General features: G+C 50.6%; 20 protein-coding genes. 4 read left to right on the top strand and 16 right to left on the bottom strand.

What is annotated here, in order from left to right:
* Positions 1-22 precede the first annotated feature (22 nt).
* From ACX36O_RS07370 to ACX36O_RS07355, 4 genes are read right to left on the bottom strand one after another with little or no spacing between them, the layout of a single operon-like run.
* Positions 23-214 (bottom strand): hypothetical protein, encoded by a 192-nt coding sequence (locus ACX36O_RS07370; RefSeq protein WP_241170336.1) that lies wholly within the window; start codon positions 212-214, stop codon positions 23-25.
* On the bottom strand, positions 211-438 hold the full coding sequence (locus tag ACX36O_RS07365; protein ID WP_488359575.1) for a hypothetical protein: 228 nt from the start codon (positions 436-438) through the stop codon (positions 211-213). Before ACX36O_RS07365 ends, ACX36O_RS07370 begins: the two co-directional genes overlap by 4 nt.
* On the bottom strand, positions 435-788 hold the full coding sequence (locus ACX36O_RS07360; RefSeq protein ID WP_488359574.1) for a hypothetical protein: 354 nt from the start codon (positions 786-788) through the stop codon (positions 435-437). Before ACX36O_RS07360 ends, ACX36O_RS07365 begins: the two co-directional genes overlap by 4 nt.
* 17 nt (positions 789-805) lie before the next feature.
* A complete protein-coding gene (locus tag ACX36O_RS07355) occupies positions 806-1,066 on the bottom strand; it encodes a hypothetical protein (RefSeq protein ID WP_488359573.1) in 261 nt (86 codons plus the stop codon).
* Between the two features lie 109 nt (positions 1,067-1,175).
* Here ACX36O_RS07355 and ACX36O_RS07350 point away from each other — a divergent pair, with 109 nt between their 5' ends.
* The 4 genes from ACX36O_RS07350 (at position 1,176) to ACX36O_RS07335 (ending at position 5,879) form a co-directional block, all read left to right on the top strand.
* The gene (locus ACX36O_RS07350; protein WP_488359572.1) at positions 1,176-1,985 is read left to right on the top strand and encodes a hypothetical protein; all 810 of its coding nucleotides are present in this window, start codon (positions 1,176-1,178) and stop codon (positions 1,983-1,985) included.
* A 61-nt stretch (positions 1,986-2,046) separates the two neighbouring features.
* On the top strand, positions 2,047-2,466 hold the full coding sequence (locus ACX36O_RS07345; protein ID WP_488359571.1) for a glycine zipper 2TM domain-containing protein: 420 nt from the start codon (positions 2,047-2,049) through the stop codon (positions 2,464-2,466).
* A 360-nt stretch (positions 2,467-2,826) separates the two neighbouring features.
* A complete protein-coding gene (locus ACX36O_RS07340; RefSeq protein WP_488359570.1) occupies positions 2,827-5,421 on the top strand; it encodes a DotA/TraY family protein in 2,595 nt (864 codons plus the stop codon).
* Positions 5,422-5,528: 107 nt separating this feature from the next.
* A complete protein-coding gene (locus ACX36O_RS07335; protein WP_488359569.1) occupies positions 5,529-5,879 on the top strand; it encodes a hypothetical protein in 351 nt (116 codons plus the stop codon).
* Positions 5,880-5,904: 25 nt separating this feature from the next.
* Here ACX36O_RS07335 and ACX36O_RS07330 read toward each other — a convergent pair whose 3' ends face one another.
* From ACX36O_RS07330 to ACX36O_RS07275, 12 genes are all read right to left on the bottom strand, one after another.
* Positions 5,905-8,502 (bottom strand): DEAD/DEAH box helicase, encoded by a 2,598-nt coding sequence (locus tag ACX36O_RS07330; RefSeq protein WP_241170321.1) that lies wholly within the window; start codon positions 8,500-8,502, stop codon positions 5,905-5,907.
* 2 nt (positions 8,503-8,504) lie between these two features.
* Positions 8,505-10,142 (bottom strand): site-specific DNA-methyltransferase, encoded by a 1,638-nt coding sequence (locus ACX36O_RS07325; RefSeq protein WP_488359568.1) that lies wholly within the window; start codon positions 10,140-10,142, stop codon positions 8,505-8,507.
* Between the two features lie 120 nt (positions 10,143-10,262).
* A complete protein-coding gene (locus ACX36O_RS07320; RefSeq protein ID WP_488359567.1) occupies positions 10,263-10,976 on the bottom strand; it encodes a hypothetical protein in 714 nt (237 codons plus the stop codon).
* A gap of 351 nt (positions 10,977-11,327) precedes the next feature.
* Positions 11,328-12,956: a hypothetical protein gene (locus ACX36O_RS07315; RefSeq protein ID WP_488359566.1), complete on the bottom strand. Its 1,629-nt coding sequence runs from the start codon at positions 12,954-12,956 to the stop codon at positions 11,328-11,330.
* A 17-nt stretch (positions 12,957-12,973) separates the two neighbouring features.
* The gene (locus ACX36O_RS07310; protein WP_488359565.1) at positions 12,974-13,771 is read right to left on the bottom strand and encodes a hypothetical protein; all 798 of its coding nucleotides are present in this window, start codon (positions 13,769-13,771) and stop codon (positions 12,974-12,976) included.
* A complete protein-coding gene (locus ACX36O_RS07305; protein WP_488359564.1) occupies positions 13,768-14,118 on the bottom strand; it encodes a hypothetical protein in 351 nt (116 codons plus the stop codon). The genes ACX36O_RS07310 and ACX36O_RS07305 overlap by 4 nt, the downstream gene beginning before the upstream one ends.
* On the bottom strand, positions 14,115-15,557 hold the full coding sequence (locus ACX36O_RS07300; RefSeq protein ID WP_488359563.1) for a tyrosine-type recombinase/integrase: 1,443 nt from the start codon (positions 15,555-15,557) through the stop codon (positions 14,115-14,117). The genes ACX36O_RS07305 and ACX36O_RS07300 overlap by 4 nt, the downstream gene beginning before the upstream one ends.
* Positions 15,558-15,818: 261 nt before the next feature.
* Complete coding sequence (gene paeA, locus ACX36O_RS07295) at positions 15,819-17,120, bottom strand: polyamine export protein PaeA (protein WP_488359562.1); 1,302 nt, start codon at positions 17,118-17,120, stop codon at positions 15,819-15,821.
* 106 nt (positions 17,121-17,226) lie between these two features.
* Positions 17,227-17,544 (bottom strand): Grx4 family monothiol glutaredoxin, encoded by a 318-nt coding sequence (gene grxD / locus ACX36O_RS07290; protein WP_213360798.1) that lies wholly within the window; start codon positions 17,542-17,544, stop codon positions 17,227-17,229.
* A 134-nt stretch (positions 17,545-17,678) separates the two neighbouring features.
* Positions 17,679-18,566 carry a peptide chain release factor N(5)-glutamine methyltransferase gene (prmC, locus tag ACX36O_RS07285; protein WP_371686666.1) on the bottom strand — a complete coding sequence of 296 codons (888 nt, stop codon included), beginning with the start codon at positions 18,564-18,566 and terminating at the stop codon, positions 17,679-17,681.
* A gap of 42 nt (positions 18,567-18,608) precedes the next feature.
* Complete coding sequence (locus ACX36O_RS07280; RefSeq protein WP_371686667.1) at positions 18,609-20,225, bottom strand: DHA2 family efflux MFS transporter permease subunit; 1,617 nt, start codon at positions 20,223-20,225, stop codon at positions 18,609-18,611.
* Between the two features lie 3 nt (positions 20,226-20,228).
* The gene (locus ACX36O_RS07275; RefSeq protein ID WP_371698763.1) at positions 20,229-21,491 is read right to left on the bottom strand and encodes an HlyD family efflux transporter periplasmic adaptor subunit; all 1,263 of its coding nucleotides are present in this window, start codon (positions 21,489-21,491) and stop codon (positions 20,229-20,231) included.
* Between the last annotated feature and the right edge of the window lie 67 nt (positions 21,492-21,558).

The following is a 21,558-nucleotide window of genomic DNA, read 5'->3' as shown; positions in this document are numbered from 1 at the left end:
ATTATTAAATAGAAATTGAAAGTCAATAGTTTTGGTTATTTATATTGGTTTCAAAATCGTAGGAAATGGTATTTACAAAGTGGCTTTGAAAAACAAGAGCAATCTGTTCTTGTGAAAGCTTGACTGCTTTTGCTTGTTCCATGCTCTCGGCCACAATTGAAATATGTCCCCTTGTCTCGGTTTTCATAATGATTGGGACAAGGTATGTTTTCATGCAAAGTTTTCCTTTGCGGGTTTAAGTGAGCAAAGACTTTGAGCACGGCTGTCCTCGTCATAAATAACAATCTGCTCGTCCTTGACGTGTTGCGTCTCAAATTCAAGGTGTCCTCCAAAGTAAAGGGCAACTGCTTGCTGTTCTGCATCGTCAGGGTTGTCGCTTTCAACCGTAATCTCACAAGTCTCTTTTTTCCATCGTTCAATCAAAGCTGTGTATTTCATGCTGCCTCCTTTGGTTGGTTGCTGAAAAAGTAGAGGTAGCCAAGCAACGCATGGAACAAGCTTTCCTTGGTGTTCTTAATCAATGAAATCTTTGGCTCATGGTTGTAGTGCCTTGTTGAAATCAAGATTTGGTTTTCATGGTGGATTGCTTGGAACATAGAATCTCCAAGGGTCAAGTCGCTGTAAGAGCTTGTTGTCTCCAAAAGCTCAGGCTCAACTTGCTCTTGTCCGATTTCTGCAAGCAATCGTGCAACCTCAATGAAAGCAATGGGTTTAATGTTCTCGTCATGGAAAACCATGTCATTCATAACCCGTTGCATTGAGTTAAAGAGTTTTGTTTTACTGTCCATGTTGTTGCCTCCTTTTATTAGATGTATGGTTGAATGTGTTCGTCAAAGAGATTGCTATTGAACGTCTGTGTTTCTTTCATGGTTGCCTCAATCACACTGACGCAAAGCTCTTTGGTGTTGGTGTTCTGAAATGTGATAAATAAAAGATTTCCAATGATTGAGGGCTTGAGGTCCACATTGAAATCTTTAAGCCATTCATATTGAATGGTCAGAAAATCAAGATAGCGTTTAAAGCGCTCTCGCAATTCATTGGGGCTTTGGTTAAATTTCTGTTTCATATCAATTCCTTTGTTTGTTGTTGATATTTGTATTGTTTCAAAAACAAAGAAATAACTCGCCAAATCAAATGCTTGTCTATAATTGTTGACAAGTGCTATGATTTGGCGTATGGAAACGGTCAATGAAATAAGAGGGGCAACTTGGATTGCCTACTTGCTAGAACACGGGGGATACAAAAGCCTTGCTGAACTGCATGAGGCTCTTGACCTGGTGGGATCTGTCCAGTCATGGGGCCAATACAAAGCAGGCAAGGCCAATCCGCAGGAAACCACTGTCAAGCTCGTTGACAAGGCTCTGCCTGGTAGTGCGGCTCTGTGGCTCTATGGACCTGGGGGCTTGCCCCTGTGGGCGGTTCTAGAGGGGGATATGGCTGTCTGTGCTCGGGTCGTGAATGACCTGCTCAATGCCGTAGTGGAGCCTGAGCCTTGGATGACCGTTGGGCGGCGTCCTGTGGCCTCTATGGGCGACTCTGAGAGGCTGAAAGCTCTGCTTGAGGTTGTCTTGCCTCGGCCTTTGTGGGTGTCGCCTGAAAGCTCTGTCCGATACAACCCAAATGCACCTCACAAGATGGAGCTCGTTGGGTGGCTGTCTCTTGCTGAACTGCTCACAAGGTCAGATAACCCCTTGGCTGCTCAATATCGCAAGGACAAGCTCAAGGCGGGAGAGGAAAACATCCTCAAGTCTTTTGTCTATGGAATGGTTGCCAAGTTGACGGGCAACTCTGCATTCATAGATAAGCCTGTGTTCAATCTCACAAATCCAAGCTATGTGCTTGCATTCATTGCTCTTGTTCAGATTGCAAATGAAAGTAGGGACAAAGCTTTGATGAATGCTCCTGCATTTTTGAAAGCGGGAATTCATGAGGCTGTTGCTGATAGCTTTGGTTCTGACGTTGCTTTGTTCGTAGAGAATTTATAAGGGGCCTTGTTTTCTTTTTTGTCTACGCTAGTATTAGTCATCAACAACTAATGGGGTAGATATGAAAAAGACTTTGGCAATTCTCATGATTTCTGTTTCTTTGTTTGGCTGCGCAAGTGTCAAACAAAAAGAACAAGTAACGGTGGTTGGACAAATCCAAGCCGTTCGCACTTATCAAGGTTTCAAGAAAGAACCTAATCTTGGCGGTGCTGCTATCGGTGGTGTAGCTGGTGGGGTTCTTGGCAACCAAGTAGGCAAGGGCAACGGCAGAACCCTTGCAACCATCCTTGGGGTCGTTGGTGGGGCTGCTGTAGGCTCACAAGTCGGTCAAAAGACTGTGCCTGTTCCCATGCAAGAGCTTTCTGTTCTCATGCCCGATGGCCGTATCGTCAATATCAATGTTGAGTCTCAAAGCTTTTTCCAAGGGCAAAATGTAGAGATAACAACTGACGGCTCAAAGGCTGAAATCAAAGCAATCTAAGAGCAATGGAAAAAAAGAAAGCCCCATGAGTGGGGCTTTTTTCATTTGAGCTATTGACAAATGCTTTTGTTTTGCTAAAAGGAATGATGTAAGTTAATGATTTAGTTATGATACTCCTTTATCTGAGATAAGCCCCGATTTCCCACGGGGCTTTTTCTTTTCTGTGGATCGTTGACTTTTGATTTTGGCGTGGTAAAAAATTATTGTGTGGTTTAGGTCTAACGATTTATAGCCTCCGTTGTTGAAAAGAGCCTCTGTAGAAATACAGGGGCTTTTTTGTTGTCTGCTATTGATTTCTTTTTTCTATTTTGTATAACCAAATCATAGACACGAAAAAAACAACAATAAAGGAGGTGTGCTATGCGATTTCTATTTTTAATGATGCTCATGCTTATGGGGCAAGCTCAGGCGGCAGATTTATTTACCCCTGTGGCTGATGATGTTTCAGTCAAATTACTCAATGCTGTCTTTCCTGGTTTGACCGGCTCAGGTGGAGCCGATGCAGTCTCAGGCGCAATGGCTGTATTCAATGGTGCAATTCTTATCGTTGGTGGCATCTTGGCTACCTATACCTTGTTGGCAGGAACATTGGGAACTGCCCATGACGGGGAAATGCTTGGAAAGAAATTTTCCTCTGTATGGATTCCGATTAGATATGCCGTTGGCACTGCTGTGATATTGCCTGTCATTGGTGGTGGCTACAACGTCATGCAGCAACTTGTCATGTGGCTTGTCATGCAGTCTGTAGGTATGGCTGACGCCGTTTGGACAAAGTTTGTTGACTCTCAAAATCTCACAAACATTGCAGCAATCTCTATTCAAAACCCTGATGCAAAACAATTGGCTTATACAACCTTGAACATTGGTGTTTGTATGGCTGCTGTTGCAAAAGCTCAGTCAGGTCCAGGCGACGCTATAGCAAGAGGCAACATCTCTGCGGGTATGACTGTAGAGGACGGCTTGATTTCTAAGACTTACTATTTTGGAGACAAGAACGAAACAACCGGCTTAAAGAAAGATAGCTGCGGCTCTGTCGTTTTCACAAAGATGACTACCCCTGTGCAAACTGCTAATGGCTTTACCAATTTCATTGCAGGCTTTGCTAATGCTCAAAAAATCATCAATGCTCAAGAGTCTCAATATGCAGGATTGGTAGCAAGTCTTACCCCTATCGCGGCTCAAATCTTTTCAACAGGAAAAGCGGCTGACCCTGCTGCAATCACTGTGGCAATCAACACATATCAAAGCAATGTAGCTCAAGGTGCTGCGGCAATGATTACAAACTCTGAGGCGTTCAGCGACTTGTCTAAAAATGCAAGTCAAGACGGTTGGGGTGGTGCAGGCTTTTGGTTCGTCAAGCTTTCAAACATGATGGACTTGGTTCAACGCTCTCTTGCTGCTGTTCCAACTGCAACAGGCCCATCTACTGAGTCTGCAAATGCTTTGGCTGACTATGCTGACGTGTTCCCTGCTGTCATGGACACAATGCAAAAAGGTGGTGCAAACATAACCGGCATGGGCATGGGCAATGAGGATGGCGGCTCAAATACCTCTTGGTGGCAAACCGTCAAATCAGCAGTGAAAAATCTTGACCCTACTGTGGTCGTCAAGAAAGCCTTTACCTCAAGCATGAACTTTGCAATTCAAGACGGCGAACACCCATTGATTGCATTGAAACGCTTAGGCAATACAAGTCTTGGAATTGCTGCGACTGGCTTTGCTGGCTGTATGGCTGCTCTTGCAACCATCGGCAATGCGCCTGGTGTCGGTATGGCGATAGCCTCAGCTATGTTCATGGGTGTGATTCCTCTTGCAATCATTGGGGTGACTCTTTCCTATGTCATTCCTTTCATGCCTGCTTTGATTTGGATTTCTATATTGATTGGTTGGTTTATACAAGTGATTGAGGCCGTGATAGCTGCAAGTATTTGGGCGGTTATGCACTTACATCCAAGTGGTGATGATTTAACAGGTAAAGGCGGCAATGGCTATAACTTAATCATGGGCATCATGTTCCGTCCTGTCTTGTCAGTATTCGGCTTGATTGCTGCATTGCTTTCAATGCAAATCTTTGGTCAGTTCATAAACAAAGTTTTTGCAGATGCATTTCTTGTATCTCAGCAAGATAGTGGCTTATTCATTTGGTTGGTTGGTTTAGTCGCTGCACCTTTAATGTATTGTGTGGCTATGTGGACTATCGTCAAGAAATTATTTGAAATCGTTCATATTATTCCTGACCAATTAATGCAATGGATTGGTGGCGGTTCTCATACTTTAGGCGAGTATGCTAAATCAATGGGTGGCGGTGGTGATCATAGTCACATGGTTGCAGCAGGCTTGAACTTAGGAAATCAGCAAGGCACAAATGCAATGAATGGATTTGCTGAAATGAAAAAGAATGCAAGCAATAAATTGTCTGAGAAAGCAATGACCAAAAAGGGCATGGGCCAAGGTCAACAAGAGGTCATGAACATGTTGCAAGGCACATTGAAAGGAAAGGCTGCTCAAAGTCAATCAGCAATGGCAATGCAAGCTAATCACAAAGCAAACATAGCCGACTTGAAAGCTGTCAATCCTGCGATGGCTGGTCAGTATGAAAAGAACTTAGAGGAAATGAGCTCTAATCCTAAATACGACAAGCTTACCCATACTGATTTAATGACTCATGCAAGAGAGTCCACAATCAGACAAAACTATGGTGGTGGTGCTTTAACTGCTATGAGAAATTATGCAGGCGGCGCAAGTAGTGGTCCAGCATTCAATAAAGCTCTTGATACCTATGAGACTGCAAGACAGTCAGCTAAAGAGGTCAATCCAAGCGGATACGTGAAAGATTTGACTGCTGCAAGCACTGCAATCAATACTGAGTTCAAGAGCAATGCCAAGTTGCCACAAGCTCAACAAATCACTCCTGATGCAATCATGTCTAAACACTTAGACAAGTTCAAAGAGTAAGAGTGATAGAAACAAGAAAGCCCCTTAATCGGGGCTTTTTTTATTTCCGCAAGGTATTGATTTTTGCTTGTGTTTTTGTATAACTAGAAAAAGCAAGAGGAATCTTTATGAATAACTATGACGACAAAGAAATTGAGGTAATGAGTGATGAGGAAATAAAGCAGTTCGTTGGCATTCTTGGCAAGATGCTCAAGTCTGCTCAGACAAAGGAGCTCGCTGCAAAGGTTGAGCTTGACCAGGCGCAAAAGCACTGGTTTTATGATCGCCCAAAATGGGTAGCTGACCAAAAGGCTTTATCCAAGAGAATAGATAGGCTTGAGTTCAAGCTGAAAGAAATTAGCAATCAGTTGTTCTACTTGAAAAGAACCCTCGGCAGGTCAAAGGCTGAAATCAATGCAAGGTCATGTGTGAGAGAAAAGGTTGAGAAAATCATTGATGACCTTTTTGATGAGGTATAAAAAAGCCCCTTGATAGGGGCTTAGATTATTTTGGTAGAAAGTCGTGGACTTTGGTTTTCCACTCACTCATTAAGAGCATGTCGCAAGATACGGTTGTGCTGTCGTCAAACACAAGCTCAAGCTCTCCTGCTTTCTTGACTCTCTCAACCTTGAAATTGTCATTGATCGTTTGCAGCAGCTTTTTCTTGTACTTGGTGTCAAGGTTGCCGTCTAACTGGTCGCCCTTGGTTTCTATGACCACAACACGCTTGTCATTCACTGCAAAGATAAAGTCGGGATAGACCTTGTTCTTACGCCATCCTTGAACAAAGTATTGACCTGATTTGGCAACGTTCCTGTGCCACCAAACAAGAGCTTTATGTTCGTCAAGGTAGCAAGCAAAGTCTTGTTCGTCATTGTTGAACTCAAGCTTGTAGGCAGGAGCAAAGATGCTCTTTTCTACAATGTCGCCATTGCTACGGGTCAGTTTCTCCGAGTTCTCGGCAAGGTCAGTCCACATGTGTTCGGGCATAACCCAATTGTGTGTGTCCGTCCTCAGTCGGAATTGGATGTCCTCGGCTGCAACCTTGCTGATAAAGATTTCCTCGGCCAAGTTGTCTCTCTGAGCAACAAGATACTTTCGCAATTCCTCAAGAATGAAACTTGAGAGCAAGCCAATCTTGTTCTCATCAAAGCCTCGCTTTTGCAAGCCCTTGATAATCTCTGCAATCAAGCCACGTGCAACCCAAGGGTTCGGCACAATGTCAGAAACAATCCTTGTCGCATAAACAGGGTCAAACAAAGAGAGTTCATCAATCGCCTTTGCTTTGGCTGTCTTAAAGAATTCGCCGTCCTCTCCATCGCTTACCGTTATCTGAGTCATTTGAGACTTGATAAGGGTGATGTTCTCAGGGATAGAATCAATCAAGGGCTGAATGTCAATCTGGCTCCATTCCACATCCATGAGAATGTCATGCTCATAGTTGAGTGGTCTAATTGTCTCCCCCTCTACAACATTGACAACGGGCATGTAGATTTGGACCTTTTCAAAGCCTTTTCTACGTGCCACTTTCCTTGCTGCATTGGTTTTCTTTCCTGAGCCATCGGACTCTCGGATTTCTTGCACCAGGTCAGCCATGCCGTCTTTCTCAAGGCTGTCCTTGATACCTGCAACTACCTCTTTCGTGCTCGCATGATGACAAAACACATAGCATTGATCCAATGCCTCGGCATTGGTTTTCACTGCATACGGTTGCCTCAAAATGCGTCCTACAAGCTGAGTCATTGCCGATAGGTTGGAGCTGGCCGACAAGGAGCAAAGCACATAGGCAAAGGGGCAGTCCCATCCCTCCTGCAATGCCTGCTTTGTGATGATGACTCTGATTGCATTGGTGGGGCTTAAGAGGTCTTGATTTTCAGGTGTCTTGAGGTCGTTAATCTCAGAGGTCTTGATTGCAATTTCCCTCTCCGTGAGTCCTGCTGTAAGCAAGAACTCCTTGGCGTCCTCCGAATGGATAAAGCCTGCCTCTCGTTGGTCTTTGCCTGTTCTCTCAACCTGCACAAGCAAGATTGGTCGGATGTAGGTTGCTGTGTTGCTCAAGAGCTTGTCTGCATCAGCCTGCAACTTGTTCAGGTGTTCAAGGCTCTCCCTCAAGCAGTCTCGCCAATCGTCGCCTGCTTTTACTTTCAGGTTGATTGGCAGCTTAATCATTTCCTCTTTTGCTAGGTCTGAACCTCGCACGTCCACAAGCCAATTTGAGTAGGTCGGTGGGGTGTCTTTGGGCTTGTCCTTTGGTGTGGCAGACAACTCAAGCACAAAGCTTGGATTGAACCCATAAACGGTGTCCAAGGCTTTCTGACTAAATGCCTTGTGTCCCTCATCAATAACCACTACTGGCCGGATAAGTCGCAAGACATTACCAAGACTGTCATGAATGATTGAGCCCATTTGTGCGCCGTCCTGCCCGTTGTAGCAGGACAGGTTAGGAATGGCTTGCAAGAGGCTGTAATGGGCTTGGAAATCGTCCTCAAGGGGAAAGAACCCGTGCACGTTGCCACGATCCCTAAAGAGCCTCAAAGTCTCCTTAGTCTCGCGGTTCGCTGACTGCAACATGAGCAACATGACACAAAGATGAGTGTCAAGGTCTTGCTTGTTGAGTGGGTCGTCTTTCTCAAGAATTTTGGTGCGGCCTGCTGAGGCTCTATCCAAAATCTGCCTGAAAGGATGCTCCCTGTTCGCCAGTTGTCGTTTGGTTTGGCTGTAGATAGCCTCATTGGGAACTATCCAAAGCACTAAGCCTGTGTTGCTGCTCAGGTAGCGGCCATAAACCTTGCTCACTGAGGCTGCGGCAAGCAGGGTCTTACCTCCACCTGTCGGGATCTTGAGTGTGAGGTTTGGAACCTGTCTGCCAACTCCATCAAATCGTGGGCTGTAAGGTATGTTCTCGCGGATTTTTGGCAGTAGTCCTTTTGCCCCTTGCTGCTCCCAAGCATCTCCACAAAAATCAGGAATAGGTATCTTTAACTTGGGATTGGCAAGTTTCAGTTCCTCAACCTCAATAGCATTCTCTTTTTGAGTTCTTAACTCATCAAGGAAAGCATCAAGTTTAACCAAGACATCATCTTGATAGTCTTTAAACTCCATTGTTATTTCTCCACTCGGTAGAGTGCAAAAGGCAATGGTGCATACTCAACACCAAGAGGCAATAATGTTTTGTTTGGCACATACTTTGCAGGAGCAAAAACAAGATGCTTTTTGTTCTTGTTTTGTGAAATCTTTTCTGCAAAAGACAAAGTAAGTGCAGCATCCCTTGATTTCAAAAATTCAAGAGATGGTTTGTAAATCAACCAAACACAATAGGCATTGCTTTCCCCAAGGAAAAAGTCTTTTTCTTTGATGTTTTTAACATTCAAAGCCTCGCCTGTGGCTGTATGGAATAACCAAGAGCCGATAGATTGATAATCGGGCAGGTTTTCTCCTGTCAAAATCTTATCAATATCAATAGGCTCTCCAAGAGTGCAGTATGTGAAACTGCCTCCTGTTCCTGTTTTAATATTCTTATCTTTGGATGTGGGAACACCTTTGATGACTCGTCGGACTCGTTCAGCCGTGGTTGTGTCAGCATAAGGCTCACACTCAACAAGAATGAATTTTCTGTCACTCTTGCTGTCTCGCTTGTTCATGGCAAGAACTGCATGGGCTGTGGTTCCTGAACCTGCGAAAGAGTCAAGAACGGTCATGCCTGGCTCTGTTGCAATCTGCAATACCATGTCAAGCAAACCTACAGGCTTAGGAGTGTCAAAGGGTGATCCCTCTGGGAACAACTGCTTAATTTCAAGCTTGGATGTGCGAGAACTCCCTACTTGAGAGTTGTAGAAAATTGTCTCAGGTGGTCGTCCGTCCAATGTATCTGCATAAATGCGGAAATAAGGGGTCCAACCCGTTTTGCCAACTTTCCACTCAATACGGTCTTTTTCTTTCTCAGCCTTATCTTTGCCCCATCTCCATGCTCCATCGGTTCCGTCTGTCAAAACAGGGAACACCTCTGAGCCGTCAGGAGCTTGCATTGCATAGTAAAGGTTTGGTCGGGCTGCTCTTGTCTCGCCCTGTCCACCCATAGCTCGTAAAGGCTTGAGGTAGTATTTCCTACCTCCATCGTCCTCTTTGTCGTAGTGCTGAGGAATGTCTGTTGTTTGGATGCGATTAAAGCAAACATGCTCAAGGTTCTTTGCATAAACAAGCATGTGGTCTTGTCTTGACGAAAAGAACTCCACATCCATTCTTGGGCTGTCTGCTTTTTCCCATGAGACATCAGCGAGAAAGTTGTTTTCTCCAAAGATTTCGTCAAGCATCATGCGTGCTCGGTGAACCTCGTTGTCGTCCAGTGTCATCCAGAAAGACCCATGTTCTGCCAAGAGTTCATGCAGTAGCTTGAGCCGTGGATACATCATGGCAAGCCACTTGTCATGTTTCAGCATGTCGTCTTTGTTGACGGGGTTGCTACTGAGCCATTCCTTAATCATGGGGCTATTAACATTGTCGTTATAAGCCCATCCCTCATTGCCTGTGTTGTAAGGTGGGTCAATGAAAATACAGTCAATCTTTCCTGCATACATAGGCATTAGTGCCTTGAGTGCATGCAAGTTGTCTCCATGAACAACTAGATTCTCGTTAATGTTTCCTGCGCCAATAGACTTTTCCTTATGAGGCACAAGAGGGCGGTAAGGAACAGATAGGTGATGGTTAAAGACAAACTCTTTACCCTTGAATTGAATTTCTGGCATTGTTATATTCCTCGCAATTGGTGCTGTACAAAGCACATAGGCTAGAGCAACCCCTAGCCTATAAACTTTGTGAACAAGAGAAAGCCCCTAGTTTGGGGCTTTCCTTGAGGGCGCTAGGGTTTAAGCCTTGGCCTTGGGGTCAACATAGTTGAACACGAACTCGGCAATCTTTTTCAGTTCTGCCTTGCCTGCCTCGGTCTTGGCATAAGCCTCAGCCTCCTTGACGATGAACTTGGTCAGGTTCTTTTCGGTTTCGGCTGCATCCTTGCCCTTGAGGCGTTGTGCAGGCTTGCCAATGGAGGCAAAGATTTGCTTGCCTTGGTAGAACTCGTTGGTGCGGCCTTGGTGGATAACCACATCCGTAACCCGTTGGTGGTCGTCGGCTGCACGGGGGATGTCAATGAAAATCGGGTTCTTGTCCGATTCAAAAACACGGGCAACCTTTTCTTGCTTGGGCTTGGCCTCGCCGGTTGCGGTCTTTGCAGCCTTGCCGGTGGTCAGGCCACGTGCCTTTGCCTCGGTCGAGATTTCGTCGTCGCTGAAATGGCTGAATGCCTCGTCAGCGAACAGTTCTTGAACCGTGAAACCTTGTGCCTTGATTGCGGCGGCAATCTTGTTCAGTTCGCCGGTGCGGGTGGCCTTGAGGTCGCGGATTTGCTTGATGACGGCGGCTTGCTGCTTTTGGTTAGCAGTCAGTTCCTTGTCATCGAGGTCCAGTTCCTGGTTGCGCAGGTCGGTCAGCAGGTCGCGCAGTTGGGTTGCGTTCAGCTTGGTCAGGTCAGCGGCAGCAGCAGCGACGGGGGCGGTGGTGGGAGCGTTGGCAACGGCGTTCATAGTGTTTCTCCTAAAGGATTGATCAAGAAAGAGTTGAGGTTTGTATCAACACACAACCCTTTCTTTGAATCGGTGTTTTGTGTTGATGGGTCTACTGTAGCTTTGGCCTTTGTGTGCGTCAACAACAATCAAAGACTTTTTTCAATCTTTTTTCTCTGCGTCTTTCTCACAACAAAGAACACTGTCGCCCTCATGTATGAAACCAAGACAAACAAATGATTTTTACTTATAAGGCATTCCATAACATGAGATAAACCCCACTAATTGCCAATTAACCCACAAAAAGAAAAAGGACGGATAGCTTTTAACCATCCATCCCTTTCAATGCCAAGCAAGGTATTCAAACCTGTCTTATCGCTTTTTACCAAGCTCTCTTAGTTTTTCAATGTCCTTGGGGTCAATACCAGGCATTTGAGCAAGTCCCTCAGTCAGCTTATCCATTGCTGCAAGAGCCTCGGCCATCGGGTCTTTAAAAGACTCGCCTTTGCTTTCCCTAAACCTGCCCTTTGCATAAGTGGTCGCCTTTAGAAAAGCCATATTGAATGACTCTGTTCTGAATTTTTCGTCAGTATTGTCAATGATGCTGAAAGGAACACTCATGAACTCAAACAACTCTTGTGCATTCGGTTGCTTGGAAATCCAATCAGCAATCTCATTGAACCCCTCAATAACAGGGGCAAGGTGGTCAGCACCTCCATTCATTGCCATGTGCATGACGCCAAAGCCTGCATAAAACATTGCTTTGCCAAAGTCCGTGTCTGCTGTGTCAGGCAGTTGGTTGCGGTGCCTTTGGAAAAATTCGCCGTTCAAGTCCTCTTTAAAGAAATTATTGGCCGATAACTTGATTGCCAATAATTCAGGGGTATCAATTCCGCAGGTGTCAAACCAGGTCAAGGCCGATGGAACTTTATCTTTGAATTTCGTTTGGTAGTCGTCCACCAAAGTCTTGATAGCATTCTCTCTGAGGGTTTCAAGCATTTGCTTGCCCATCTGAACAAATGCCATACGTTCGCCTGCTGAAAGATCTCGTGTATCCCAATGCACAAAGGCTGACAGGACGACATTGAGAACGGCTGTGAGGTTGTCGGCTGCCTCACTTGGGACAAAGCCTGCCGACTCTTTCATGACTGCCAAAAGGGCTTTCATGTCTATGTCAAAGTCTGCATCGGTGCCTGCTTGCATGCCTGCCTTGACTTTGACTAAGCCACGGTAGAACACATTGGCAAGTGTGAGGAATGCAGTTTTGTCTTTCGCATAGAACTTGGGGGCATCCTGCTCTCCCAACTGTTGCATGACTTGCTCAATCGTCGTGCCATGAGCTTGCACGGCTGCTGCAAAGTCTTGAGTAGGGGTAGGGGTTGCCTTGGCTGCTTGCTGTGGTTGTTGAGTGGTTGCAGCCGTGTCCTTGATTAGCAGGATTTTCCTGCACATCTTTTCTATGCCCTTGAGCTTTTGTTGAACTGCCTCTTTGCTGTCTGGTGCCTGTTTTGCCAGAAAGCCGGTGTAGCTCACTGCCATGACTCTCAAATAATGGCCTGTGAACTCTCTGAGAATTTCAGCCTTGCTTTGCGCTTGGATGTAATCGTTGAGCTTGGCATAAGAGTCAAGCAACTCAGGAATGTCATTGGCTCCCTTATCTACGATTGCGGCATGCCAATGCTTGAACAAGTATGAGGCTATGACCGCAGTGTCAGCCGTGTTGTCGCTGAGACTGTCAATGAATCCTCTTGGGGCAGGTTGGCCGGTTTCGTTTGAGGCTCTGACTAAGTTTGCATAAAGAGCTCTTGCTCCATCAAGAACATTTTCAGGATAGGTGCCGACCTCTGCAATCAATGAGTCTGTAATTTTGTCAGCATGAACTTGCTTGTTGTATTCGGCAACTCTGTCCACTGGCTTTTCTGCTTGAGGACTTGCAACCTTTTTAGAACCCATGAGGCCCATAACCTCGTCTTGAGTGGCCTGTTCTTTTTTTCCAAACATAAAAAAATCCTTAGTTGTCAGTTGTTCTTGGATGGGAACTTGCTTTGAAACTTGAGCATCATTGCTCTCTTGTCCAAATAATTGTTCAAGTCCTGGTTGCCGTATGCAATCGCCGTTATGCCTTGTCCGTCCTCTTTTGAAAAATTCAATCCTTTTTCTAAGAGTTCGGGCAAGTATTCATTGAGGCTTTGTGCTGGGTTTTTCGCTATCAAATGGGCTAGGGTGCCTCCTTGCTCAACCCCATTGATAAAGTAGCTCAATTGCCTGTTTAAATCGTCGCTTTGGATAAGGTCATCAAGTTGCCCTTGCAAGTATGACTTGGCAAGTGGGTCGTTTGTGATAAGAACCTCAAAGCCTGTAATGTTTGTCTCGTCGTCCCTGCCAAACAACTCAATACTCTCAAAAAGTGTATAGGGCTGTTCGTCGTGGTAAATCGTTGGGGCAACTAGGCAATCATCAAACATGCTCACAAAGCTGAGTTTATCGGCTTGCGTTGTGTTCTTGACTGTCCTTGCCTTAATCCAATCTCGCACATCTCCGACACGATACTTGACATGCTTTTTGTTTTTCACAAATTGAGGGCCGTTGCCGTCCACCCTCCATTTATTCAGTCGTTCGGGAATTTCTCCAATCCAATCGGCAAGGGTTTCAGTATCAATGAGTTTGTCATTGTCCCAAGTGCTGTATGCCCCTGCATTGTTTGAGACAACTTGAGGGGCTTGCAAAGCTCCAAGGATTGCAATGATGTGTTCTGCCGTGATTGGGGTACTCGGTGGCAGGCTCTTGAGTTTGAATTCAAGCTCTGATGGTGTCATGCTTTAAGCCCTTTCTTGTCTGCCTCGGTTGTTGATTGCACTGTCCTTGAGTTTAACCAATCTCGGACATCTCCCACTTTGTATGAAACATGTTTGGCCTTTGATACAAACTTTGGGCCAACTCCATCAAATCTCCACTGCTTGAGCCTGTTGGTGCTTTCTCCAATCCATTGACTCAAAATTTCAGGATTGATAAGTTGCTCATTGTCCCAAGTGCTGTATGCATGCATCTGAGACTCGGCATTTGTTTTTTCCAAAGCTCCTAAAACCTCAATCATTTGTTCTGCCGTGATTGGTGTATTAGGTGGCAAGCTTTTGAGTTTGTATTGCAGTTCTGATGGTGTCATGCAACTGCCTCTTTCTCTTTGTTTTTATGCTTACGCTGACGCTCGGCAAATTGTTTGTCTAAGAAATTCTCTGCAACGGGGGCTTTCAATTTTTCGGCTGCAAGTTCCAAAAAGAAATCCTCCACGGTTTGCAGAGTCTCCAAAATTTCTGACTCATACCTGACAAAGTAGTGTTCGTTGACGTCTGTTCTCTTGTGCTTGAGGCAGTAGTCAATGTTTCTCTCATCAAGCTTGAGTTTGCGTGCAGCCGTTGCCCATGTGCGCCTCAAATCATGGTGGCTCACAAGCTTGCCTGACATTTCTGAAATTCGCTTGAAATGGTATTGGCAATCTTGTGGAATGTGGCCGGTCTTGCTCTCGGCATAGTCAAAGACATGCACCGTGTCTTTGTTCAGTTTCAGTCGTCGTTCAAAAATCTCATGAACTCGGCGGGTCATGGGGTATGTGTAATCGTCGCCGTTCTTTGTATCAATGTAGTGGATTCGCTTGAGCTCCATATCCACATGTTTCCATTGCAGCGGTGCCAAATCAATTGAACGGCCTGACTGCAAAAGAGAACAAAGCAAGTAGTCAGAAACAATGCCTTGCTCAAAGTCGTAGCTTTCAACTGCTTTCCACCACTTAGGAAATTCAGCCCGTTCAAAATCAACAAAGCGAGTGCGCTTGTTTGTCTTTGTCCATTTTTTGCGAATGCTCATCACATCAAAGGGATTGCGCAAGTCCTCTTTAACGTCCAACTCGTTTCTTGCAATAATAAAGTTGTAGGCAGAGCTTGCGAACTTGAACGACATTTGATTTGTGCGAACAATGGGGGCAAGCACCTTTTGATTTCTTGCAGGCCGTGCTTTTTCCAAAACTGCAAAACGGTCAAGCACGTCTTGACGTGTGATTGAACGAAAGGGGCGGTCATGCCACGATGACAATTGAACCTCAATGTCATTGGTCCAAGTGCCGTCCTCATTCTTTTTGAGGGTCATGACGGTCTTTGCGTCAAAGTAGTCCATAGTCGTTGCAATGTTATGCAATGTGCCTTTGGAGCCGCCTTTGTATTGGGTGATGTGTTCGTCCTTGTAGGTGTCCATCATCCACTTAAATGTTTCCTCGTCAGCCGCCTTTGCGTGAGCCTGCTCAATCTTGGCCTGCTTTTTTTCCTCAACGGGGTTGTGGCCGTCAGCTATCTTGGCAAGCTCTTTGGCTGCAAGGTCTGAGGCATGCTTGATTGTGATGTCCCCATACTTGCCCAAGCTGATACGAACGGGGGCAGTGCTGCCCTTGGGTCGTGTGTAGACGATGAATGTCTTGCTTGAGGCTCCAACACGCAAAGCAAGGTTTGTCTTGTTGGTGTCGTAGTAGGTGAGCTGCTTACCGCTCTCGGCGTAGGGGATGGCGTCCAGGTTGGACTTGTTGAAAGCAATGCGTGTTGTCGGCTTGCCTGTCATAATTGCTGTGCCTCGTGTCTAGAGTTCGTCGGGATGTTGTGTGGAAACATCATTTTAGCGAACTCTAGGCTACTAGGCTACAGAAAAGGCTACAAGAGAGAGGTAGCCAACGGCATCTAGCGGTATGTAGCGGTAGACGGAAATTGAGTGAAATCAACGACTTAGGTCGTAAGTGCTTGATTTCTCTAGGCTCCAAAGGCTCAAAATAGAGGACTCATAATCCCTTGGTCACAGGTTCAAGTCCTGTACGGCCTACCAGATTCACACGCTATCTTGCAGGGTGGTGCGCGTCACCATCACCTGGTCAATCCGGTAGCTGTCCACGTCCATCACTTCAAAAGTGAAATTCCCCACCGTGACCGTATCAGTCCGCTTGGGAATGCGGCGCAGCATCACCATCAGGAAGCCGGCCAGGGTTTCGTAGCTGTCGTCGTCCGGCAGGGTGTCGATGCCCAGGGCGCGCTGCACGTCCCCAATGGGCGTGATGCCATCGATCAGCCACGAGTTGTCGTCGCGGCGCACGATCATTTCCTCTTCGTCCATGGCCACCAGATCGCCCATCACCGTGCTCATCACATCGTTGAGGGTGACCACGCCGACAACCATGCTGTATTCGTTGACCACCACTGCAAAGTCTTCGTGCACCTGGCGGAACTGTTCCAGCACTTCGGCCAGAGTCAGCTGCGCGGGCACCACCAGCACCTTGTGCAGCAGGGCGGGGTCGTGCAGGTCGATGGCTTCGTTCTTGAGGGCACGCTGGAACAGGTCCTTGGCATCCACATAGCCGATCACGTGGTCCAGGTCATCCTGCACCACGGGGTAGGTGGAGTAGGGCTCTTCGGTGATGCGGACGCGGATGATGGTGTCGGAGTCGTCGACATTGAACCAGGCGATGCGGTCGCGCGTGGTCATGGCGCTGGCCACGGTGATGCTGTCCAGCTCGAACACGTTTTCGATCACGCGCTGCTCGTTGCGTGCGAGCAGGCCCGATTGTGCGCCGGCTTCGGCCAGCGAGAGGATGTCGTCGGGCGTGACGCGGTCATCGCGCTGGGCCGGCATGCCCGATACGCGCAGCACCAAGTCGGTGATGCGGCTGTAGAACCACACGATGGGCTTGAGCAGCGCAACGCAGGCCTGCATGGGGCGGATCAGGCGCACGGCAAATTTTTCCGGCTGGCTCATGCCAATGCGCTTGGGCAGCAGGTCGGACAGCAGGATGAAGGCCGAGATGATCGCGATGAAGGAGAGGGCGGCGCTCAGGTGGCGCAGCACGACGGGATTGTTGATCCAGTACAGCGCATCGGCGATATAGGGGGAAAGACTGCCTTCCCCCACGATGCCGCCCAGGATGGCGACGGCGTTCTGCCCGATCTGGACGGCGGTGAAGTAATACCCAGGCTGTTCCTGCACATGCATGACAGTGTCTGCGCGGGGGTCTCCGTCATCGGCCATTTGCCGCAGGCGGACGCGGCGCGAAGCAGCCAGCGAGATTTCCGCCATGGAAAAGAAGGAGGAGGCCGCGATCAGGGCCAGCAGGATGACAAGACTCTGGGTAAAACTCATAAAGGTCCCGTTGGGTCAGACACCGGTGACCGCGGCGATGCGCCTGTGCCATCGCTCACTCCCTGCGGTCACCACGAAGCCGGGCAAGCGGCCCGGCATGGGCAGATCAGCCCTGCAGCAGCTGTTGCAGCTCGCCGCTTTCGTACATCTCCATCATGATGTCGGAGCCGCCGATGAATTCGCCCTTGACGTAGAGCTGGGGAATGGTCGGCCAGTTGCTGTAGTCCTTGATGCCCTGGCGGATTTCGTCGTCTTCCAGCACGTTCACGGTCTGCACGGCCTTGGGGTCGACGCCGCAGGCCTTCAGGATCTGGATGGCACGGCCGGAGAAGCCGCACATGGGGAAGCTGGCGTTGCCCTTCATGAACAGCACGATGGGGCTGCCTTTGACCAGGGTGTCGATGCGTTGTTGGGTTTCGTTCATGGTGTATTCGCTGGGAAATCAGATGTTCGGAGATGGGCGCAGCCAAGCATGGGCTGGCCCGAGTCGGTTAATTATCAGGGATATTCTGGCGATCTCTCCGTCTGCGAGGGGCAGACCTTGCTTGTTGCGGGGCTTCAGACGGTGCTGGCCTGCTCTGGATCAAGCCGCGGGCTTGATGCAGCCCAGCGACCGCCGGTGCCGCGGGCAATACTGGCCAGGTCCTGGCGTGATTGCACAGCGGCAAATCCTTGCTGGCGCAACAATGCCTGTACAGCTTCCGACTGGTCGTAGCCATGTTCGAGCAACAGCCAGCCTCCCGGCTTGAGCCAGGCGGGGGCCTGCGCGATGATGGCGCGGATATCGTCCAGCCCGTCGGCGCCGCTGGCCAGGGCAGACAGGGGCTCGTGCATCAGTGCCTGCAGATGCGGATCGTCAGCGCGGATGTAGGGCGGGTTGCTCACGATGAGGTCGAAGCGCGGAGTGGCAGGCGCGAAGGCCTGCAGCCAGCAGCCATGGGCAAACTGCACGGGAAGCTGCAGCTGTTCCGCATTGCTGCGTGCTACCGCCAGGGCATCGTTGCTGGCATCGGAGGCGAAAACCTGTGCGCCGGGGGCGTGCGCGGCAATGGCGCAGGCAATGGCGCCGCTGCCGGTGCCCAGATCGGCAATGGCGGGGCTGGAGGCCAGGGAAGGCAGCAGCTCCAGCGCCCACTCCACCAGAATTTCCGTATCCGGGCGCGGGTCGAGCACGCGGGCGTCCACTTGCAGCTCCAGGCCAAAGAACTCGCGCTGGCCGAGCAAATAGGCCATGGGCTCTCCGGCCAGGCGGCGCCGGCACAGGGCCTCCCAGCGCGCCTGCGTGGCCGTATCCAGCAGATCGTCGTCATGCGCCAGCAGCCAGGCGCGATCGCGGGGCGACTGTCCGAGCACATGCAGTAGCAGCATCTGGGCATCCAGGCGGGGCAATTGCTGCAGTTGCGCCTGGCGCAGGGCGTCGGCGATGGAAAGAGGGGGCTGGCTCATGGGCGGTAAAGCGGATGCTGGAATGAGGACGCTATCTTAGTGTCAGTGCCCGCCATCGCCACCGCCGTGCTTGGCGCTGAAGGGAGGCTTGGTCATCCAGACCAGCGGAATCAGCAGCAGGAACAGCCAGCCAAGCACATGGAACAGCTCGTTGAACGAGATCTGGTAGGCCTGCTGGGTGATCAGTTGGTTGATCAGGGCGAGGCCGGGGGCGGGGTCGCCGCCGTTGGCCTGGCTCAGCTGTTCGAGGGTCTGCATGGCTTGCGGATTGGACGGGGAAATGTGCTCGGCCAGATGTGCATGATGCACCACTGCGCGTTTTTCCCAGACGTAGGTCGTGATGCTGGCCGAGAAACTGCCGCCCAGCGTGCGCAGGAAGGTGGACAGGCCGGAGCCGGCCGGAATTTCCTTCAGCGTGAGGTCGGACAGCAGGATCGTCATCATCGGCATGAAGAACAGTGCCACTCCCAGGCCCAGCAGGAATTGCGCCGCCGCGATGTGGAAGAAGTCGATCCCGATGAAGAAGCCCGAGCGGATGAAGGAGGTTACCGACATCACGATGAAGGCGCCGGTGGCGAGCAGACGCAGGTCGGTCTTGACGGCATATTTGCCGATGAAGGGCGTCAGCAGGATGGGCAGAATGCCGATCGGCGCTGCCGCCATGCCCGCCCAGATGCTGGTATAGCCGACAGTGCGCTGCAGCCACAGCGGCACCAGCAGGCCGATCGAAAAGAAGGCGGCATAGGCCACTACCAGCGCCGCCGTGCCGTTGCGGAAGTTGCGGTGGCGGAACAGGCGCAGATCCACGATGGGATCATCCTGCGTCAGCTCCCAGATCAGGAACACGAGCAGGCTGACTACCGACAAGGCGGTGAGCCAGATGATGGTGCCCGAGGCAAACCAGTCGTGCTCATTGCCGAGATCGAGCACCAGCTGCAGCGCGCCCACGCCCAGCACCAGCGTGAGCAGCCCGACATAGTCGATCTTCGGGCGCTCGGTGCTGGCTGCACGGGATCGCATTTGCCAGGCAACCACAAAACTGGAAAAAATACCAATCGGAACGTTGATGATGAAAATCCATTCCCAGGAATAGCTTTCCGTGATCCAGCCGCCCAGCAGCGGCCCGGCAATGGGTGCCACCACGGTCACCATCGCCAGGATGGCCATGGCCATGCCGCGTTTGGAGGGCGGGAACAGCGAGTACAGCAGCGATTGCGTGATGGGGTACATCGGCCCGGCTACTGCGCCCTGCAGCGCACGGAAGATGATCAGCTCCGTCATGTGGGTGGCAATGCCGCACAGGAAGGACGCGAGCGAAAACAGCAGGGTGGCCCAGATGAACAGGCGCACCTCGCCAAAGCGGCGCGTGAGAAAGCCCGTCAGTGGCAGGAAGATGGCGTTGGAGACGGCAAACGAGGTGATCACCCAGGTGCCCTGGCTCATGCTCACCCCCAGGTTGCCGGCAATGGTCGGCAACGAGACGTTGGCAATGGTGGTGTCGAGCACCTGCATGAAGGTGGCCAGGCACAGCGCGAACACCGTCAGGCCGAAGTTGCGCGGCACGAAGGCGGGCGCATCGCCCCGGGCTGCCGCGGATAGGGCTGCCGGCGGTGCGGGCGGCGATGTGCCCTTCCCGGGCAGGGTGGTGGCTTCCGGCACGGATCAGCCTTTTTTGCCGGCGGTGCCGGGGCGGTTCTCCTGAATCACCTGGGCGATCAGGGCGTCGGCCTGCGCGTTGTAGCGGGCGTAAACGTCGGTGGTCTGGACCGCGCCGGGGGCGGGCTGCTGTGCCAGCAGCGGGCCGCTCTGGTTGTGAATGTCCACCTCCACCGTGGTGGACATGCCGAGCCGCAGCGGGTGTTGCTCCAGCTGCTGCGGCTGGTCCAGCGTGATGCGCACGGGGATGCGCTGCACGATCTTGATCCAGTTGCCGGTGGCATTCTGCGCCGGCAGCAGGGCGAAAACGCTGCCGGTGCCCACGCCCAGGCTGGCGACCTTGCCGGTGTAGCGCACCTTGCTGCCGTACAGGTCGGTTTCGATGGTGGCAGGCTGGCCGATGCGCATCTTGCGCAGTTGGGTTTCCTTGAAGTTGGCGTCGATCCACACATCCTGCAGCGGCACGATGGTCATCATTGCCTGGCCCGGCTGCACGCGCTGGCCGACCTGGGCCGTGCGGCGCGCCACATAGCCGTCGAGCGGACTCAGGATGGCGTTGCGCCGGCTGTTGAGGTAGGCGGCGCGCAGCTGTGCGGCGGCAACTTCCACGGCCGGCTGGGTGCTCAGCTCGGTGCCGGCCACCAGCACACGGCGGGCGTCATATTGCTGGCGGGCTGCGTTGTAGGCGGCCTGAGCGGCTTCCAGGGACTGGCGGGCGTGGTCCACTTCCTCGCTGGAAACGGCGCCGGTCCTGGCCAGCGTCACGCGGCGTTCATAGTCGCTGCGCGCCGTCGACAGGGCCTGTGCGCGTGCGGCGAGGTCGCTCTGTGCGCTGTTGGCCTGGTTGAACAGCCCGTGCGATTGCCGCACGGCATTGGCCAGGGCAGACTTGGCCTGCGCCAGCGCCACGGCGGTGTCGGTGGGGTCCAGTTCGGCCAGCACGTCGCCCGCCTGCACCTTATCGCCATCGCGCACCTTCACGCTCACCAGCGTGCCGGGGATCTGACTATTGATCTGTGCCATGTCGCCGGCGACATAGGCGTCATCCGTGCTTTCGTTCCACTCGCCCACCAGCAGATACCAGGCGATGGCCGCACCTGCGGCCAGCAGCACGAACAGCGTGAGCAGCGTCAACGCGCGGCGGCGCTTCTGCTCGCGCGAGAGTCTGGTTCCGGGCGGCTTGTGGTCGGGGTCGAGATGGATGTGTCGCGGTGATGCTGCGGCATCGGGAATGGTCGCTGCGGAAGGGGCGCTGGAAGAGTGGGTCATGATGAGACGGGGAAAAGGGACAAGGGCGGTACTGCCTGAAGGCCTTGCATGCACTGCCGCCCGGCAG

Source organism: Brachymonas sp. KE5 (assembly GCF_057773645.1).
Note: the sequence above shows the minus strand (reverse complement) of the source record. Positions and strands in the feature narration are given on the sequence as shown.

What these genes read in the sequence shown, in the direction of transcription:
- ACX36O_RS07370 (WP_241170336.1), bottom strand. Translation starts at nt 214, where the DNA reads ATGAAAACATACCTTGTCCCAATCATTATGAAAACCGAGACAAGGGGA.
- ACX36O_RS07365 (WP_488359575.1), bottom strand. Translation starts at nt 438, where the DNA reads ATGAAATACACAGCTTTGATTGAACGATGGAAAAAAGAGACTTGTGAG.
- ACX36O_RS07360 (WP_488359574.1), bottom strand. Translation starts at nt 788, where the DNA reads ATGGACAGTAAAACAAAACTCTTTAACTCAATGCAACGGGTTATGAAT.
- ACX36O_RS07355 (WP_488359573.1), bottom strand. Translation starts at nt 1,066, where the DNA reads ATGAAACAGAAATTTAACCAAAGCCCCAATGAATTGCGAGAGCGCTTT.
- ACX36O_RS07350 (WP_488359572.1), top strand. Translation starts at nt 1,176, where the DNA reads ATGGAAACGGTCAATGAAATAAGAGGGGCAACTTGGATTGCCTACTTG.
- ACX36O_RS07345 (WP_488359571.1), top strand. Translation starts at nt 2,047, where the DNA reads ATGAAAAAGACTTTGGCAATTCTCATGATTTCTGTTTCTTTGTTTGGC.
- ACX36O_RS07340 (WP_488359570.1), top strand. Translation starts at nt 2,827, where the DNA reads ATGCGATTTCTATTTTTAATGATGCTCATGCTTATGGGGCAAGCTCAG.
- ACX36O_RS07335 (WP_488359569.1), top strand. Translation starts at nt 5,529, where the DNA reads ATGAATAACTATGACGACAAAGAAATTGAGGTAATGAGTGATGAGGAA.
- ACX36O_RS07330 (WP_241170321.1), bottom strand. Translation starts at nt 8,502, where the DNA reads ATGGAGTTTAAAGACTATCAAGATGATGTCTTGGTTAAACTTGATGCT.
- ACX36O_RS07325 (WP_488359568.1), bottom strand. Translation starts at nt 10,142, where the DNA reads ATGCCAGAAATTCAATTCAAGGGTAAAGAGTTTGTCTTTAACCATCAC.
- ACX36O_RS07320 (WP_488359567.1), bottom strand. Translation starts at nt 10,976, where the DNA reads ATGAACGCCGTTGCCAACGCTCCCACCACCGCCCCCGTCGCTGCTGCT.
- ACX36O_RS07315 (WP_488359566.1), bottom strand. Translation starts at nt 12,956, where the DNA reads ATGTTTGGAAAAAAAGAACAGGCCACTCAAGACGAGGTTATGGGCCTC.
- ACX36O_RS07310 (WP_488359565.1), bottom strand. Translation starts at nt 13,771, where the DNA reads ATGACACCATCAGAGCTTGAATTCAAACTCAAGAGCCTGCCACCGAGT.
- ACX36O_RS07305 (WP_488359564.1), bottom strand. Translation starts at nt 14,118, where the DNA reads ATGACACCATCAGAACTGCAATACAAACTCAAAAGCTTGCCACCTAAT.
- ACX36O_RS07300 (WP_488359563.1), bottom strand. Translation starts at nt 15,557, where the DNA reads ATGACAGGCAAGCCGACAACACGCATTGCTTTCAACAAGTCCAACCTG.
- paeA (WP_488359562.1), bottom strand. Translation starts at nt 17,120, where the DNA reads ATGAGTTTTACCCAGAGTCTTGTCATCCTGCTGGCCCTGATCGCGGCC.
- grxD (WP_213360798.1), bottom strand. Translation starts at nt 17,544, where the DNA reads ATGAACGAAACCCAACAACGCATCGACACCCTGGTCAAAGGCAGCCCC.
- prmC (WP_371686666.1), bottom strand. Translation starts at nt 18,566, where the DNA reads ATGAGCCAGCCCCCTCTTTCCATCGCCGACGCCCTGCGCCAGGCGCAA.
- ACX36O_RS07275 (WP_371698763.1), bottom strand. Translation starts at nt 21,491, where the DNA reads ATGACCCACTCTTCCAGCGCCCCTTCCGCAGCGACCATTCCCGATGCC.